17 protein-coding genes are annotated in these 16,241 nt (G+C 65.8%); 12 read left to right on the forward strand and 5 right to left on the reverse strand.

Going from position 1 to position 16,241, the window contains the following annotated elements:
- Positions 1 to 39: 39 nt before the first annotated feature.
- Positions 40 to 702 (reverse strand): hypothetical protein, encoded by a 663-nt coding sequence (locus JOF56_RS50520; protein ID WP_307855641.1) that lies wholly within the window; start codon positions 700 to 702, stop codon positions 40 to 42.
- Between the two features lie 216 nt (positions 703 to 918).
- Between JOF56_RS50520 and rpsN the strand changes: the two genes are divergently transcribed.
- Entirely contained in the window at positions 919 to 1,224 is a 306-nt protein-coding gene (rpsN, locus tag JOF56_RS50525; protein WP_209646575.1) for a 30S ribosomal protein S14, read from the forward strand.
- A gap of 6 nt (positions 1,225 to 1,230) precedes the next feature.
- The gene (locus JOF56_RS50530) at positions 1,231 to 1,725 is read left to right on the forward strand and encodes a 2'-5' RNA ligase family protein (RefSeq protein WP_209646576.1); all 495 of its coding nucleotides are present in this window, start codon (positions 1,231 to 1,233) and stop codon (positions 1,723 to 1,725) included.
- Between the two features lie 4 nt (positions 1,726 to 1,729).
- On the opposite strand, the gene JOF56_RS60550 is transcribed toward JOF56_RS50530, so the two are convergent.
- The gene (locus JOF56_RS60550; RefSeq protein WP_209646577.1) at positions 1,730 to 4,063 is read right to left on the reverse strand and encodes a PKD domain-containing protein; all 2,334 of its coding nucleotides are present in this window, start codon (positions 4,061 to 4,063) and stop codon (positions 1,730 to 1,732) included.
- Positions 4,064 to 4,470: 407 nt separating this feature from the next.
- On the opposite strand from JOF56_RS60550, the gene JOF56_RS60555 reads away from it, so the two are divergent.
- The gene (locus tag JOF56_RS60555) at positions 4,471 to 6,486 is read left to right on the forward strand and encodes a choice-of-anchor J domain-containing protein (RefSeq protein ID WP_209646578.1); all 2,016 of its coding nucleotides are present in this window, start codon (positions 4,471 to 4,473) and stop codon (positions 6,484 to 6,486) included.
- Positions 6,487 to 6,578: 92 nt separating this feature from the next.
- Here the strand turns inward: JOF56_RS60555 and JOF56_RS50545 are convergent, their stop codons facing one another.
- A complete protein-coding gene (locus tag JOF56_RS50545; RefSeq protein ID WP_209646579.1) occupies positions 6,579 to 6,863 on the reverse strand; it encodes an HPr family phosphocarrier protein in 285 nt (94 codons plus the stop codon).
- Positions 6,864 to 6,962: 99 nt separating this feature from the next.
- Complete coding sequence (locus JOF56_RS50550) at positions 6,963 to 7,724, reverse strand: DeoR/GlpR family DNA-binding transcription regulator (RefSeq protein ID WP_209646580.1); 762 nt, start codon at positions 7,722 to 7,724, stop codon at positions 6,963 to 6,965.
- A gap of 102 nt (positions 7,725 to 7,826) precedes the next feature.
- On the opposite strand from JOF56_RS50550, the gene pfkB reads away from it, so the two are divergent.
- From pfkB to JOF56_RS50585, 7 genes are all read left to right on the forward strand, one after another.
- Complete coding sequence (pfkB, locus tag JOF56_RS50555; protein ID WP_307855642.1) at positions 7,827 to 8,783, forward strand: 1-phosphofructokinase; 957 nt, start codon at positions 7,827 to 7,829, stop codon at positions 8,781 to 8,783.
- 30 nt (positions 8,784 to 8,813) lie between these two features.
- Positions 8,814 to 9,914 (forward strand): mannitol-specific PTS transporter subunit IIC, encoded by a 1,101-nt coding sequence (gene mtlA / locus JOF56_RS50560; protein WP_209646581.1) that lies wholly within the window; start codon positions 8,814 to 8,816, stop codon positions 9,912 to 9,914.
- 16 nt (positions 9,915 to 9,930) lie between these two features.
- The gene (locus tag JOF56_RS50565) at positions 9,931 to 10,239 is read left to right on the forward strand and encodes a PTS lactose transporter subunit IIB (RefSeq protein WP_209646582.1); all 309 of its coding nucleotides are present in this window, start codon (positions 9,931 to 9,933) and stop codon (positions 10,237 to 10,239) included.
- Positions 10,229 to 10,690: a PTS mannitol transporter subunit IIA gene (locus JOF56_RS50570; RefSeq protein WP_209646583.1), complete on the forward strand. Its 462-nt coding sequence runs from the start codon at positions 10,229 to 10,231 to the stop codon at positions 10,688 to 10,690. Before JOF56_RS50565 ends, JOF56_RS50570 begins: the two co-directional genes overlap by 11 nt.
- Positions 10,687 to 11,727 carry a zinc-dependent dehydrogenase gene (locus JOF56_RS50575; RefSeq protein ID WP_209646584.1) on the forward strand — a complete coding sequence of 347 codons (1,041 nt, stop codon included), beginning with the start codon at positions 10,687 to 10,689 and terminating at the stop codon, positions 11,725 to 11,727. The genes JOF56_RS50570 and JOF56_RS50575 overlap by 4 nt, the downstream gene beginning before the upstream one ends.
- Positions 11,728 to 11,932: 205 nt before the next feature.
- On the forward strand, positions 11,933 to 12,670 hold the full coding sequence (locus tag JOF56_RS50580) for a DUF427 domain-containing protein (RefSeq protein WP_209646585.1): 738 nt from the start codon (positions 11,933 to 11,935) through the stop codon (positions 12,668 to 12,670).
- 151 nt (positions 12,671 to 12,821) lie between these two features.
- A complete protein-coding gene (locus tag JOF56_RS50585; protein ID WP_209646586.1) occupies positions 12,822 to 13,295 on the forward strand; it encodes a hypothetical protein in 474 nt (157 codons plus the stop codon).
- A 3-nt stretch (positions 13,296 to 13,298) separates the two neighbouring features.
- Here the strand turns inward: JOF56_RS50585 and JOF56_RS50590 are convergent, their stop codons facing one another.
- Positions 13,299 to 14,120, reverse strand: coding sequence for an aldo/keto reductase (locus JOF56_RS50590; protein WP_307855643.1), 822 nt, complete (start codon positions 14,118 to 14,120; stop codon positions 13,299 to 13,301).
- Between the two features lie 161 nt (positions 14,121 to 14,281).
- On the opposite strand from JOF56_RS50590, the gene JOF56_RS50595 reads away from it, so the two are divergent.
- Both JOF56_RS50595 and JOF56_RS50600 read left to right on the forward strand, forming a co-directional pair.
- Entirely contained in the window at positions 14,282 to 14,932 is a 651-nt protein-coding gene (locus JOF56_RS50595) for a DJ-1/PfpI family protein (RefSeq protein ID WP_209646588.1), read from the forward strand.
- 68 nt (positions 14,933 to 15,000) lie between these two features.
- Complete coding sequence (locus JOF56_RS50600) at positions 15,001 to 16,236, forward strand: styrene monooxygenase/indole monooxygenase family protein (protein WP_209646589.1); 1,236 nt, start codon at positions 15,001 to 15,003, stop codon at positions 16,234 to 16,236.
- Positions 16,237 to 16,241: the final 5 nt, after the last annotated feature.

The following is a 16,241-nucleotide window of genomic DNA, read 5'->3' on the forward strand; positions in this document are numbered from 1 at the left end:
GAACCTTAGAACCCGGCCAGCAGATCGCGCCTGCGTTTTTCACGAGTCCGCGCGGAATTTCTCGTCGATGTCCGGCAGCCAGAAGCCGAACTCCAGTGTGCGCATGCTTGCCCAGCGTCCCAGCCGTCGGGCCTGCACGATCAATGCGAAGAACCCGGCGAGGAACAGCACCGCGCAGGTACTGGCGAACACCGGGCTGTGGCCGACGAACAGTTCGACGATCGCGGCGATGGCTGCCAACAGCATCGGTGGCGCGCTGTTGCGCAGCATCAGGCCGGTCGCGCGCAGCCGGGTCACGTCGGTGGCGACCTCGTTGTCGTGTAGTTGCAAGGCGGCCAGCAACAGGAATGGGTCCGCGTTGACGTACTCGCGGTCCTTCGCGGCCGGGTTGCGGCGGAGGAAGTCGTTGCGTGTGTGGTTTTGCCGGTGCCGGGGAACGATCTTGTTCGCCAGCTCGCCCACGGGATAGGCCAGGTAGCCCATCAGGTAGCTGATCAGCACGATGGCGACCACCAGCAGGAACACCGGCATGCGGGTCACCGCGGCAAGGTCGATCCAGTGCGCCCGGCCCACGACGTAGGCGAAGAAGGCCAGATAGAGCGATCCGGGAATCGCGTAGGTGAAGAGCTCGAAGATCCCGACGGCGATGGTCACACCGACATCCAAACAGGTGGCCGTCGCGGACCCCGCTGCGACGGCCACCTATTGCTCACCCCTCGGATAGATCACAGCATGGGGCGCCCGGTATCCCGGGCAACAGGGACTGGTGCCCTATCCGACCCGGGAACTTAGCGCACCAGGCCCCTGCGGTAGGCCTGGACCAATCGGCGCGCACCATCAGGCTCCGGCCGTCCACTGTGGTCACTGCGACCAGCATGCTACCCTACTTGAAAATGGATGTCGTTATCAGGAGGTTCGGTGGCCAAGAAGTCCAAGGTCGCGAAGAACGAGCAGCGCAAGCAGGTGGTCGCCCGCTACGCCGAACGAAGGGCCGTGCTCAAGCAGATCATCAGCTCATCCGGCTCGACCTTCGAAGAGCGCGCGGCCGCCCAGCATGAGCTGCGCAAGCAACCTCGCGACGCGAGCCCCACCCGGCTGCGCAACCGTGACGCGGTCGATGGACGTCCACGCGCCTATTTCCGCGCCTTCGGGTTGTCACGAATCCGGTTGCGCGAGATGGTGCACAAGGGAGAACTGCCGGGAGTACGCAAATCGAGTTGGTGAGCGCCGATGACGCGGTTGGCTGTGGCGGTCTGGCCACCACCCGAGATAGTGGCCACGCTGGAAGGATTGCCGCGCCAACCAGGCGTCAACTGGTCGAAACCGGAGCAGTGGATGGTAAAACTCCGCCCACTGGGACACGTCGACCTACGACTGGTCGGCCCCCTGACCACAGCCCTGGCCGACGAACTGGCGGACGCCGAACCGGCCGGCTGCACTCTCGGCCCGGAAACCCGCATACTGGGCGGGCAATGGCTGGGCGTTCCGGTATCCGGCCTTGACGACCTGGCCGCGGCGGTATTCGACGCCACCGTGGCATTGGTCCCGGTGACCCATCCTCAGCCCTTCCAGGCCGACATAGTCGTGGCCCGGGGCCATGTTCCCAAGGAAATAGCAGGCGAGCCGATAACAGGCAGCTGGCAGGCGGAATCGGTGGCTTTGATAGCCGACCGTTCCAGCCCGGGCCGTCCGCACTTCGAAAACCTGGCCGAGTTCCCCCTCTAGCGATTCACCGGCAGTTCTGAACCCTCGTCGACCTGCTGGTGCCGGCGAATCTCACGGTGACGTCGAAGTTCGTCTCAGGGCACTTGTCGCCTTCGACGAAGCTGTGGGTGATATGGCCTTCGCCGCCCCAGGTCCAGGTGGTTCCTTCGGAGAACTCCTGCGGACCGGCATCCGCCGTGCAGCGGAAGGCCTTTCCCGGCTGGACCGTACACGAGACCCCGTTGAGGAAAGGGTTGACCAGGAATGTCGCGGAAACTCTGCGGTCTGCGGACATCGTCAGAGTGCAGCCGGGATTGTTGCGCGACTGGGCACAGTCGTCGGTCCACAGGTAGAAAGTGCGGCCCCGCGATTCCGGGGTCACCCGGACCTGGGTGCCGGGATCGAAGTCGGCCCGGCAGGTCGGCGGGCACTTGATGCCGTTGGCGACGATCGCCCCGCCATTCGGCGCGACCATTGTCAGGGTGAACTTCGGGTCCGGGCGTGGCTGGAAAGTGTGGGACACGGTCTTGGCCGCGTCGGCTGTCACATCACAGGTCGCGACGTTCCCGCCGCACGCCCCGCCCCAATTGCCGAGCAGGTGCTTGTCGTCCGGCTGAGCTGTGAGCGTGATCTGCGTGTGCTGCTGCAGATCCACGAAACATGTGCCGGGACAGTTGATTCCGCCGCCGGTGATCCTTCCCCCGGCCGGCGGGGACACCGTGATCCGGAAGCGGGGTATCTCGGTCACTGTGACATTGACCGAAGTCGTAGCGGTCCGGCCGTCGGGCATCAACGCGGTCACGGTGACCAGGTATGGCGTCGGCCGGGCCGTTGCCCACTTGTGTGTCGTGGTCAGTCCGGTGCCCTCGTCGCCGTCCCCGAATGTCCACTGTGCACTCCTGGGTGCGGCGCCCTTCTTGTTGGCGACCTGCAGTGTGATCGGCTCGTTCGCGGTCGGCGTCGCCTTGCTCATCGTGATTTCCAGCTCTACGGGGTCCGGCGCCGGGTCTTGCGGTTGCGGGTCTTGCGGTTGCGGTGTGACACCGGTCGGAGCATCGGCCGGGTTGCCGCTGTCCGGTTCCTGCGGGGAAACAACAGGACCTGACGGATCCGGCCCGGTCGGCGGCGGCACCTTCGCGGAGGTCGCCGGAGCCGGCTGGTTCGGCTGAGGCTGGGGTTGATTCGGCTGAGGCTGGGCGGGTTGCGGGGCCTGGGGTTTGACGGGTTTGACCGGACTGCTCACCCCACGGCCAGGATCAGCCGGGTCGTACTTGGCCGCCCGCCGGATGCCGCCGTCGAACTCGATCACGCCGGCACGTTCGGAATTGGTGTCGTTGTAGAAGACCACGCCGTCCCGGGTCAACAGCTGGAAGGGCACCGGCGGGGACAGCACGGTCGGCTTCGCGGTGATCTGACGCCTGGCCACGTCGACGATCAGGACCTGGCCGGTGCTGTAGTCCGGCAGGAACACCTGGTTTCCCGCTTCGACAGCCGGGCCGTACTTGCTGTCGGCGTTGAGCGGGATCGTGCTCTCACATGTCTCGGCTGCCAGGTCGCAGACGTTGAGCACACCGCGACTGGCCACGACATACAGCTTGTCGGAGTGGGTGGACCCGGTCACCTGCACGGTGTCGGTCGGGCGCAGGTCGAGATCGATGGTGCCGCCGGTGCGGCCGTTGGCCCGGTCGATCTTGATCGTCTTACGCGCGGTGGTGTCCACGACAACGGGGTTACCGTTGACGATCGCGAGCATGCTCGCCCCGGATTTGGCCACCTTTTCCCGCACCCTGCGTTGGCCGTTCGCGACATACGTGAGATCGCCTGTGAGCTTGTCGATGGCCCACAATGTGCCCGCGGCGTCCACCACCGCGGAGCCCGTGCTGAGTTCACTGGCGAGCGGCACCAGGTCGCCGCGGCGGGCCAGGGTGCGCGGGTCGGCGTTGGCCAGGACACCACGACGTTCGTCCAATGTGTACAGAACATCGCGGCCCGGCATCGCGGTCAGTCCCGCGCTGGTGCCCGGAATAGGTGCTCCTGGCGCGCCGATCTCGAATGTGGCGCCGTCGACCCGGCGGAGTGTGCCCGCGGACTGGTCGACGGCGTACGCCGTGGTGCCCAGTTGTGCCACTTCAAGGGCGGTGCCCGGGGACGCGACCTGCACCTGCGCGGCGACCTCGGCCGAACTGCCGTCCAGCAGGGTCACCTGCCCCACCTTGGACGACGACAGCCAAGCCGCTCCCGACAACAGGCGCACGTCGTTGGCCGGTTCCCCCTCACCGGTACTGGCCACGACAATGCCGCCAAGCAGCATCGCGACAACAGCCGTCACGCTGATGTGCGCCCGCTTGAGTCCCTTCACCGCTCCCCCGTCCTGGGCTTTGCGGCTACCACCCTCCTCCGTTTCGTTGCAGTCTCATTGCAGGCGGGGCAAGCAGCCCACACCTATCGCCAAATGATCCGGATAACGTTACAAAAACAATGTTCTACACCCATGCGTGCCGCCCGGTAATTGACAGCGAGTAGATGCCACCTTTTCGCCCTATCATCCCGCGTTGCGCAGTGTTTGAATGTGGGACCCACGATCGAGTAGAGCAACCCGGAGGGGGTTTCATGGCACGCCGCCGCATAGTCGGGGCAGCAGCCGCAGTCCTCATCGTTCCACTCATCCCGGCAATTTCGGCATCGCCTGCCGCCGCGGCACCACCTGCCTCGGCCGCACCGAGCGATATCAGACATCTGACCCGGGAACCTTCCACAATCAACGGGGTGAAGGTAGAAACTCCCCAACGCTACGAGGCCAGGACCACGCAGCGCAGGGCCGCCGCGGCGGCCGCGACGCCGCCTGTGGGCACGGTCCGGCAGTGGCTGGGATTGGACGACACCACCGGAAGCGCGTACCGCAAGGATTACACGCTGCGTGGTGTCGGCCAAAAGATCGAGGTCTGGGTCGCCAACGACCGGGCGTACCCGGCGGGTGACTGCCGCGCGCAGATCCCCGGATCGACCGACGTCACCGACGCGCAGGTCGCCGATCTGATCAACGAGTTCGACAACAACATGTTCCCCAAGGAGACGTCGGCATTCTCGACGCCACCCGACCGGGACGGCAGCCACGCCACTATCGCGGGTGATTTCACCGGCGATGGCGACAAAACGGTCACATTGATCGACAACGTCCGGGATGACAACTTCTATGACTTCCCGGCGCACCCGACGCAGATCGCCGGTTTCTTCTCGGCGTTCTTCAACGAGGTGTTCGACCGCAACGTGATGACCATTGACGCCTTCGACTGGGCGCACCGTACCGGTGCCAATCCGGTCGACGCGCCGACCAACGACCTGTGCACCAGCAGGCCGGCCCGGCCGCGTCTCTACGAAGGCGTGTTCGCCCACGAATGGCAGCACCTGCTGCATTACTACACCGACCCGTTCGAAGGTAACTGGATCAACGAGGGCCTGTCGGACTTCGCACAGACCCTGGTCGGTTACGTCGACGGCAAGGCGACCGTGTTCGACCGCGGCGCCGACAGCCACCTGTACTGCTTCCAGGGCTTCGGCATCGTGCAGACACCGTTCAACACCAACCCGCGAGACTGCGGCGGTCCGGAGAACTCGCTGAACCTGTGGGGCGACGGCGACAACCCGAACGCCGTGCTCGCCGACTACGGCATCGCCTACTCGTTCATGCTTTTCCTCTACGACCGGTACGGCCTGGACATCATGTCCAAGCTGCACCGCGACGGGGCCAAGCAGGGCCTGGCGAGCCTGGACGCGGCGCTGGACGCCGAAGGCGCGCCGGACATGTACAAGGTCCTGCACGACTTCCAGTCGATGGCGCTGCTGGACAAGATCGTCGAGTCCAGGCACGGCATCGTGCTCGGTGTCGACAAGAAGCGGGTCACCACGCCGAGCCTGCGCTCGACGCTGAACCTGGCCAACACCACCCTCAACCGGACGCCGGGTGCGGCCCCCAACGGCGCGGACTACGTGCCGTTGCAGGGGGCGGACAAGAAGGTGATCCCAGGGTGGAACCTGCGGTCGTTGTCCTTCGAGGGAGCCAAGACGCTCCCGTCGCTGCCACTGAAGTGGACCAGCGTCACCAACGACGCTGACCGTCCAGGCAACGCGGTGTTGTGGTCCGGCGACGGCAACAACACCAACGCCACCGCGGTCTTGTCCGTGACCGTCCCGACGGCCGACCCGACGCTGCGCTTCCTCGCGAAGTACGGCGCCGAGTTCGGATTCGACTACGGCTACGTGGTCGTCTCCACCGACGGCGGCGCGACCTACACACCCGTCGCCGGGGACAAGACCGTCCCCGCGCCGCTCGGCCCCGGCCTGAACGGCACGACGGCCGGTTTCCAGCCGCACACGTTCAACCTGTCCGCATACGCCGGACAGACCGTGCTGCTCGGTTTCCAGTACGTCAGCGACGGTGGCGTCAACGAAGGCGGCCTGAAGATCGACGACGTCACCCTCGGTGGCGCGGCGGTCAGCGACGGTGCCAACATCGCCGCGTTCAAGTCCCCGACGCAGATCCGCCCGACCCCGGTGCACAACTGGAACGTCAAGCTGATCGGCATCAACGAGAAGTACTCGTTCGCCCTGCAGCTCGAGTCGAACGGCAAGTCCACGATCAACCTCAACCGCACCCAGCTGCTGCTGATGTCGGCATTCCCGACAGTGGTCGCGGTCGTGGCCTACGACGAGCCGACTGAGCAGGTCGCGCAGTACGCGCCGTACAAGTTGACGGCCAACGGCGTGGTGCAGCCAGGCGGCTGATCCTCGCGATCACACACCAAGGCCCCCGCAGCGTTGCGGGGGCCTTGGTGTGTCAGGACAACGGCTAGGGGTCCGTATTCACTGACCGATATTCAGCTTGCGGCGGGCTCCTCGGCGTCGAGGTCGCGGGCGAGCAGGGCTGCCAGCTCCGAGAGAGCGGCGTCGGCGCCGTCGCCGTCCGCGGTGAGCTCGACTTCCTCATCATGCTTAACGCCCAGCGCCATCACCGCGAGAATGCTCGCGGCCGGCACAGGTTTGCCACCGGTCCGGCCGATCGTGACCTGGACGGGCTGCTTGGCGGCGGCTTGGACGAACAGGCCGGCGGGACGGGCGTGCAGGCCGACCGAGGACCCGATCTTCACGCGGATGGTCGCCAATGTCGCTCCTCTGTCGCGAGAGCTGTAGAGAAGCCCACGGTAACCACACCCCATGTGGTTAAGCAAGGGTTACGGGTGGGTTTAGTTGGTTTTAAGTGGTTAAGCTTGGACGACCCTGGGGCCGGCAGCCGCGATCTCGGCGGCAACCTCGCCGTCGATGCTGCCGTCGGTAATGAACGTGTCGATGTCGCTCAGATCGGCGAACCGGGAGAAGTGGTCGTTGCCGACCTTCGTGTGGTCGGCAAGCAGCACGCACCGGCGCCCACTGGCGATCGCGGCACGCTTGACCATGGCCTCCGCAGGGTCCGGCGTTGTCAGTCCACGATCGACAGAGACCCCGTTCGTCGCGATGAACACGACCTCCACAAACGTGTCGCGCAGCGCCTGCAATGCCCACGCGTCAACGGAAGCGAGCGTCCGACTGCGGAGCCGGCCACCGACCAGCATGACCGTCACATTTGGACGGGTGATCAGCGTGAGCGCGATGTTCACCGAGTGCGTCACGATCGTCAGCTCGCGATCCACCGGCAACGCGTCCGCCAGGCGCGCGGTGGTCGTACCGGCGTCCAGCATGATCGTTCCGGAGTCGGGCAACTCGGCCAGGGCGGCCTTGGCGATCCGGTCCTTCTCGTCGGTCATCACGGTTTCCCGGACCGACAGCGCGGGCTCGAAACCCAGGCGTTCCACCGGAATGGCGCCGCCGTGCACGCGGCGCAGCACCCCGTGCCGCTCCAGCACAGTCAGGTCCCGCCGGATGGTCTCCGTGGTCACATCGAACTCCTCGGCCAGCGCGGCGACGTCCACCCGCCCCTTGACCCTGGCGCGTTCGAGGATCACCTGCTGCCGTTCCTCCGCGTACATGATGTGACTTTATGTTGGTTACTGCCCGTCAGCAACACAGCCCCTTGCAAACCAACATGAACACATGCACAATCACTTAAACCCAACTCCGGGGCCATGGAGGTGAACGCGAGCGTGTTCGTCACGGTGACGGCAAACCCGAGCATCGACCGGACGGTCGAGGTAGGCGCGCTCGTGCGAGGCGGCCTGCATCGTGCCACCGCCGTGCACGTCCAGCCCGGCGGCAAGGGCATCAACGTCGCAAGAGCGTTGGTGTGCAACGGAATCAAGGCACGCGCGGTCGTACCGGCCGGCGGCGCCGAAGGCGAGCAGCTGATCAGCCTGCTCAGTGACTACTCCATCGAGGTCGTGCGGGTCGCCGCACTCGGCCCGGTCCGGATGAACGTCAGCGTGATCGAGCCCGACGCCACGGTCACCAAGCTGAACGAACCCGGCGCGCGACTGACCGCGGCCGAGGCCAAAGCCCTTGCCGACGCGGTGATCAACGCGTCGCACGACGCGTCGTGGGTGGTCCTCGCGGGCAGCCTGCCCCCGGGCGTCTCCCCCGACTTCTACGCCGAGCTGATCCACCGGCTGGCCAACGACGACGTCCACGTCGCCGTGGACACCAGCGGACCGGCTCTGCGCGCCGCGGTGTCCGCGGGACCCGCGCTCATCAAACCCAACCACCACGAGCTCGAAGAAGCCGTGCAGAGTCCACTGTCGACGGTCGACGACGTGATCAGCGCGGCCCAGCAGCTCCGGAATCTGGGGGCCCAGGCCGTTCTGGCCAGCCTCGGCCGGGACGGCGCGGTGCTTGTGGACAGTGAGGGCGTCTGGCACGCGGAGGCACCCGTTGTACTGGCACGAAGCTCGGTCGGGGCCGGTGACTCGATGCTCGCCGGTTTCCTGGCCGCGGGAGGGAAAGGCAAGCAGGCGCTGGTATCCGGGGTGGCGTGGGGTGCCGCAGCGGTGTCGTTGCCGGGCAGCACCATGCCGAGACCGGACGACCTCCGGCCGCATCTGGTCGAGGTGCATCCGAGGATCACGACAGGCCGGGAACTTCGCGGGGACAACTGAACGCACAGCGAGCAACAGGAAGTGTCGACGATGACAAAGACTGACGACGCGCCGAGCAAGGCGCACCAGCTCCGCGCCTCCGTGCAACGCTTCGGCGGGCACCTCGCCGGCATGGTGATGCCCAACATCGGCGCCTTCATCGCCTGGGGCTTGATCACCGCACTGTTCATCCCGACCGGCTGGACACCCAACGCCCAGCTGGCCGAACTCGTCGATCCGATGATCAAGATCCTGCTGCCGGTGCTGATCGGTTACACCGGCGGCCGGCTGGTGCACGGGCAGCGCGGAGCCGTGGTCGGTGCCGTGGCCACAGTCGGTATCGCTGTCGGCGCGGACATCCCGATGTTCCTCGGCGCCATGCTCATCGGCCCGCTCACCGCGTTCCTGCTGAAGCTGTGGGACAACTCGGTCGGCACGAAGGTCGGCGCCGGCTTCAAGATGCTGGTGGACAACTTCAGCGCAGGCATCATCGGCGGCGCGATGGCCGTGGTCGGCTCGATCGCCATCGGCCCGGTCGTCGAGGGCATCACCAAGGCGCTGGGCAACGGCGTGCAGTTCCTGCTGGACGCCGGGCTGCTGCCACTGGTGTCGATCATCGTGGAACCGGCCAAGGTGCTGTTTCTCAACAACGCCATCAACCACGGCGTGCTGTCCCCGCTCGGCGTGACGCACTCGGCCGAGACCGGCAAGGCGATCGAGTTCCTGATCGAGCCCAACCCCGGTCCCGGTCTGGGAATCCTGCTCGCGATCACCCTGTTCGGCGTGAAGGCCATGCGGTCCACCGCACCCGGCGCGATCGTGATCCAGTTCCTCGGCGGCATCCACGAGATCTACTTCCCGTACATCCTGGCGGCCCCGCGGCTGATCCTGGCTGCCATCGCCGGTGGCGCGGCCGGCGTGTTCGTCTTCAGCATCACCGGTGCCGGACTGATCGCCTCGCCGTCGCCGGGCAGTATCTTCGCGGTCCTCGCCGTGACACCGAAGGGCGGATACCTCGGCGTCATAGCGGGTATCGCCATCTCGGCAGCAGTGTCCTTCGTGATCGCCGCACTGCTGATGAAGTTCGGCCGGGGCAACAAGGAGGCCGAACGCGAACAGCAGATCGCGGGCGGCGGCACAGTCAAGTCCTGAAAGGAGTTTCGCAGCGATGAGCAGCATCGAGGGTTCGGCGATCAAGAAGGTCGTGATCGCCTGCGACGCGGGCATGGGAAGCAGTGTGATGGTGGCCTCCCAGCTCGCCAAGCGGCTCAAGCCCTACAAGGTCGCCGTGACCCACACCCCGGTCAACGAGATCCCGGCCGACGCGGATGTCGTGCTGTGCCAGACGACTCTGCTCGCCCGGGCGCGCAAGACGACCGGTGAGACCGTGGTCCTCGGTTTCCAGAGCTTCCTCGGCGACCCGGTTTTCGACCAGGTAGAGGCTGTGATCCGGGACGGTGGGTCCCTTGCCGACTGAGCGCGCCACGCTGCTCTCCGCCGAGGGCGTCCACCTCGGCCGCACCGCGACCGGCAAGAAGGACGCGATCGACCAGGTCGGTCGCGCCCTGCTGGACATCGGCGCGGTCGAGGCGGGCTACCTCGCGGCAATGCACGAACGCGAGGCGTCGGTCTCGACATTCATCGGCGAGGGCGTCGCGATTCCTCATGGGACAGACAAGTCCCGCGAGTACGTACTGCGGACTTCCCTTGTCGTGCTGCAGTTCCCGGACGGAGTGGACTGGGGCGAAGGCAACCAGGCCAAGCTCTGCGTAGGCATCGCGGCCAACGGCACCGAACAGGTCGGGATCCTCTCGTCGCTGGCGATGATCCTGATGGACTCCGAGAAGGCGGCGCAGCTGCGCGACGCCCAGGACACGGACACAGTGCTGGGCCTGTTGCACACAATGGACGAGGAGAACGACACGTGAAGGTCGCGCGCTTCTACGCGCCCGGGGACATCCGGATCGAGCAGGCACCGGAGCCGTCGCCCGGCAGCCAGGAGCTCAAGATCAAGGTGCACAACTGTTCCACGTGCGGAACCGACCTGAAGATCTTCAGGCACGGTCACCACCACATCGACCCACCCCGCGTGATCGGCCACGAAATAGCCGGTGAAGTAGTAGAAGTTGGCTCCGAAGTGGACGGCTGGACACCGGGCGATCGTGTCCAGGTGATCGCCGCGATCCCCTGCGGCGAATGCCCGGACTGCAAGCGCGGCTGGATGACCATCTGCCCGAACCAGCGCTCAATGGGCTACCACTACGACGGCGGCTTCGCGGAGTACATGACCGTCCCGCACGCTGTGCTCAAAGTGGACGGTCTCAACCGAATCCCCGATTCGTTGTCCTACGCCGAAGCCTCAGTGGCCGAACCCTTCGCCTGCGTCCTCAACGGACAGGAACTGGCCCGGGTGGGCGAGGGCGACACAGTCGTGGTCGTGGGGGCGGGCCCAATCGGCTGCCTGCACGTGCGACTGGCCCGCTCGCGTGGTGCGGAAGCAGTCTACTTGGTCGAACTCTCCCGCCAGCGCCTGGAAATGGCCGCCGCCCTGGTCAAATCGGACGCGGCGATCTGCGCGGCGGACGCCGACCCCACCGAAGAGATCATGCGCCTGACCGACGGCCGCGGCGCCGACGTGGTGATCACGGCGGCCGCAGCAGGCAAAGCCCAGGAAGAAGCCCTGAAAATGGCCGCCCGCCGAGGCCGGATCAGCTTCTTCGGCGGCCTGCCCAAAGACAACCCGGTCATCGCCTGCGACTCAAACCTGGTCCACTACCGAGAACTCACCATCGTCGGCGCCAACGGCTCCAGCCCAGACCACAACAAACGAGCCCTCGACCTGATCGCATCAGGCGCCGTCCCCGTCGACGACCTCATCACCCACCGCATGCCCCTCGACGGAGTCCTCGACGCAATCCACACAGTCAGCACCGGCGAGGCAATCAAGGTGACAATCGAACCATAACCCGCCTCCATTCAGGTGATCCCGGCGCGAACGGCCCATTCGCGCCGGGATTCCCTGTTTCGGCACGCCCCGCCGAAGCGTCCTGGCAGGCGGGGGCAGCGCCCCTGGACGCGAACCCGGCACGCCAGACCTTCAGGGTTGGTTTCCGTTCGGGGCCACGGGTCTGGGGCGGAATCTTTGGTGTGGGGGTGGGGTTGAGGAGGGTATGAACGCAACTGCGCGTGGGCGAGTCCGGGTGGAGCAGGGGGCCAAGCGTGTTCGGGTCTATCTCGGTGGGGTGTTGGTCGCCGATACGTTGACCCCGGTGTTTGTCTGGGAGATTCCTTATTATCCTGCGTACTACATTCCGCGGGAGGATGTTCGGGTCGAACTGATCGGTACGGGTAATACTGATCGTTCGCCGAGCCGGGGTGAGGCGACTTTGTTCACGGTCAAGGCTGGTGGCAAGGAGGCTGTGGACGCCGCCCGCATCTACGCTGACTCTCCTATTGAGGAGTTGCGGGGTTTGGTTCGTTTTGACTTCGCGGCGATGGATTCCTGGTTCGAGGAGGATGAGGAGATCTATGTTCATCCTCGAGATCCGTACAAGCGGGTTGACATTCTGGCGAGTTCGCGGCATGTGCGGGTCAAGATCGACGGTGTGACGGTGGCTGAGTCCCGCAATGCCCGGTTGCTGTTCGAGACCAGTCTGCCGACCAGGTATTACCTGCCGAAGACTGCTGTTCGGATGGACCTTCTTGAGCCGAGTGACACCCGTACCGCTTGTCCGTACAAGGGTGAGGCGTCGTACTACTCTGCCAAGGTCGGCGATCGGATGCACGAGGACGTCGCCTGGTACTACGACACTCCTCTGCCGGAGAGCCAGAAGATCGCCGGGCTGGTCGCTTTTTACAACGAGAAGGTCGACACCTTTGTGGATGGGGTGCTCCAGCCTAGGCCTTAAGCCGAAATGGTGAACTTCCGCGACGGAGTGTCGCCAATACCGCCCTCGTTCGGCCTAATCACCTGGTGGTGGACTGAAATTCGGCCTGTTCTGGCCTCTCCCCTCCTAACGTCCGATGTGGAGCGCACGCGAGAAGGGAGTGGTCTTGAACATGGGTGGCTTGTCGCGCAGGTCGGCGATTCTCGCAGTGCCCGCGGCCGCGGCCGGGACGGCCGCCGTCACCGCAGGCCCGAGATCCATTCAGACTGTCAGCTTCAATTCGACCAGGGCCAAGAACACGCTTCCGCTCAGCCCGCCGGTGGGCGCACCTTTCATCATGTATCTGGCGCTGCGGGACGCCACGGGCGCGTCGATCGGCGACGGGTCACTGACCGGGATGGTGGTCGACGTCATCGTCACTGTCCCGCCGAAGCTGGTCGTGCACCTCAAGCTGGTCTTCCGGCTGCCCGGCGGGGAGATCCACGCGAGCAGCATGCAGGTCCGGCTGGTGCCTGAGCCTGGCAAGCTGCATCCGCTGGCCATCGTCGGCGGCACCGGTATCCACGCCTCGGCTCGCGGCGAAGGCACGATCGAGCACGTGACCGCTGACGTCTCAGCGATCACGCTGCACATCGACACGCCTTAGGTCTCAGGCGAAGTGGTCGGGGTCCGGCCCGATCCGGTGTCCCATGTCCAGTGTGGACACCGCGGTCAGGTCGGACTCGTCCAGCACGAAGCCGAACACGTCGATGTTCTCGGCTATCCGGCTGGGCGTGACCGACTTCGGGATCACCACGTTGCCCAGTTGCAGGTGCCAGCGCAGGACCACCTGGGCCGCTGTGCGTCCGTGCTTCTCCGCCACCGCGGTGATCGCCGGGTTGGTCAGCAGCTCGCCGCCCTGACCCAACGGGCTCCAGGCCTCGGTCGCGATGCCGAGTTTGGCGTGCACCTCTCGCAGTTCGCTCTGCTGCAGGAACGGGTGCAGTTCGACCTGGTTGACCGCGGGCACGCGGCCGGTCTCGTTGATGATCCGTTCGAGGTGCGCGGGCTGGAAGTTCGACACACCGATGGCGCTGATCCTGCCCTCGTCGGCCAGCCGGATCAGGGCCTTCCAGCTGCCGACGTAGCGATCCTGCGCAGGCGCGGGCCAGTGGATCAAGTAGAGGTCCAGGTAGTCCAGGCCGAGCAGCGACACGCTCTTCTCGAAGGCGCGCAGTGTCTCGTCGTACCCCTGGTCGGAGTTCCAGAGCTTGGTGGTGATGAAGAGTTGTTCCCTTGGGAAGCCAGCGATCGCCTTGCCGACACCTTCCTCGTTGCCGTACGCGGCGGCCGTGTCGATGCTGCGGTAGCCGGCCTGCAACGCGGCGGTGACGGCCTCGGTGGTCTCCGCCTCCGGGATCTGGAACACGCCGTAGCCGAGCTGCGGCATGTCCACACCGTTGTTGAGCCTGATGGTCGGGATTTCCGGCACTGCGAAGGTCCTTTCAGCATGACTACCGGCGTGAACAATTGTTGCACACGCCATATATTGCCAACGCTCACTATTTTAACCGACGACGGCGAAGTACGCATGGCAGCGAGCGTGGGCGAGATGTCCGAAAACGACGCCTTCGTGGCGATACCGTCAACTGCATGCAGCTCGCATTTGTTCTGTACCCAGGAATGACAGCTCTAGACGCGATCGGCCCATACGAAGTGCTCCGCGCGATGCCGGACGCCGAGCTCCGCTTCGTCGCCGGCATGCCAGGGCCGGTCGTCACCGACAGCCGCGTCCTCGCTCTGAACGCAACCCATACGTACGCCGACACGCCTGCGCCCGACCTGGTCCTCGTGCCGGGTGGATCAACCGGGACCCAGGCCGCGATGGCCGACCAGGAACTGCTCGACTGGCTGCGTGCCGTCCATCCGGCGACCACCTGGACGACGTCGGTGTGCTCGGGCGCGCTGATTCTCGCGGCGGCCGGGCTCCTGCAGGGACTACCGGCCACCACGCACTGGATCGCCCAGTCCGCGCTCGGCCATTTCGGCGCGATCTCCCAGCCGGACAAGCGGATCGTGCAGGCAGGCAAGATCGCGACCGCCGCCGGGGTGTCGGCGGGCATCGATCTCGCGTTGTGGCTCGTCGGGCAGATCCACGGCCCGCAGGAGGCCGAACGTATCCAACTGGAGATCGAATACGACCCGCAGCCACCGTACGACACGGGCCACCCAAGCAAGGCCACCGATTCCATGCTGGAGCAGGTCCGGGCCAAACTCATGGCGGCGGCCGCAGCCGGGACCTGACCAACCGGACCCCTTCGTACACTCTTTCGGTCCACGCGGGAAGTCTCGTTGGTGATGTACTCACAAGCATGCGCCGAATCGTCATCGTGGGGGCCGGACAAGCGGGAATGCTGCTCGCCTTGGGACTCCAGCGACATGGATACCAGATCACCGTCGTCACCGACCGGTCCGCCGAGGAGCTGCGGACCGGTCGTGTGTTGTCCAACCAGTGCATGTTCGACAAGGCTTTGCGGTTCGAACGCGACCAGGGACTGAATTTCTGGGACGGTCGGGTCCCGCCGGTGAACGGGATCGCGTTCGGTGCTGCCGGTGAGGCTGGCACGACGAGCCCTGCGATCTCCTGGCAGGCACCGCTGGACAACCCCGGGCAGTCGGTGGACCAGCGCGTCAAGATGTCCGATTGGTTGACCGAATTCGCCGATCGCGGCGGTGAAGTCCGGTTCAGCCGGATGACGCCCGAGGATCTCGAAGAGCTGGCCCGGGAGTTCGAACTCGTCCTCGTCGCGGCCGGCCGCGGCCCGCAGTTCGGCAAGTTGTTCGCCCGCGACGATTCCCGTTCGGTGTTCTCCGAACCGCAGCGCGGGATCTCACTGATTTACGTGGTGCCGACCGGCTCTGAGGCACCCGACTGGTATCAGGGTGTCACGTTCGGCCTGTGCGCCGACGGCGAGTTCTTCTCCCTGCCGGTGCTGAGCGTGAACGGACCGGTCCACGGCCTGTACTTCTCCGGTATCAACGGCGGCCCGATCGACTGCTGGTCGGACATCACCGACGCCGGCCAGTTCTTCGAGCAGGCCGAGAAGGTCCTGCGCAACCACTTCCCCTGGCTGGCCCCGATCACCGAGGGCACGCAACCCGCCGGGCCGCTGGACTTCCTGCACGGCAGGATCAGCCCGGTGGTCCGCGACGCGGTCGGCACGCTGGACTCCGGCGCGAAAGTCCTCGCCATGGGCGACACAGCCGTGACCAACGACCCCATCGCCGGTCAGGGCGCCAACATGGCCGCCCACTGCGCCGCAGCCTATCAGCGCACAATCCTCGAGCAGGGCGCCGAACCCTTCGACGAGCAGTTCATGCGCCGCAGCTTCGATCGCTTCTGGGACACCGCCCAGCACGCCACCCGCTTCTCCAACGACCTGCTGCTACCGGCGCCCCGGCACGTCGTGGCCACCCTCGCGACCGCGCAGACCGTCCCCGCGGTGGCGCACCGGTTCGCTCAACTGTTCAACGATCCCAGCGACTACACCGGCTGGCTCACCGATGAAGCCGCCGCCATGCAGTACCTCACGGCGGCTTCCCAGTAACACGG

Source organism: Kibdelosporangium banguiense (assembly GCF_017876405.1).
In the GTDB taxonomy this organism is placed as follows: Bacteria; Actinomycetota; Actinomycetes; order Mycobacteriales; family Pseudonocardiaceae; genus Kibdelosporangium; species Kibdelosporangium banguiense.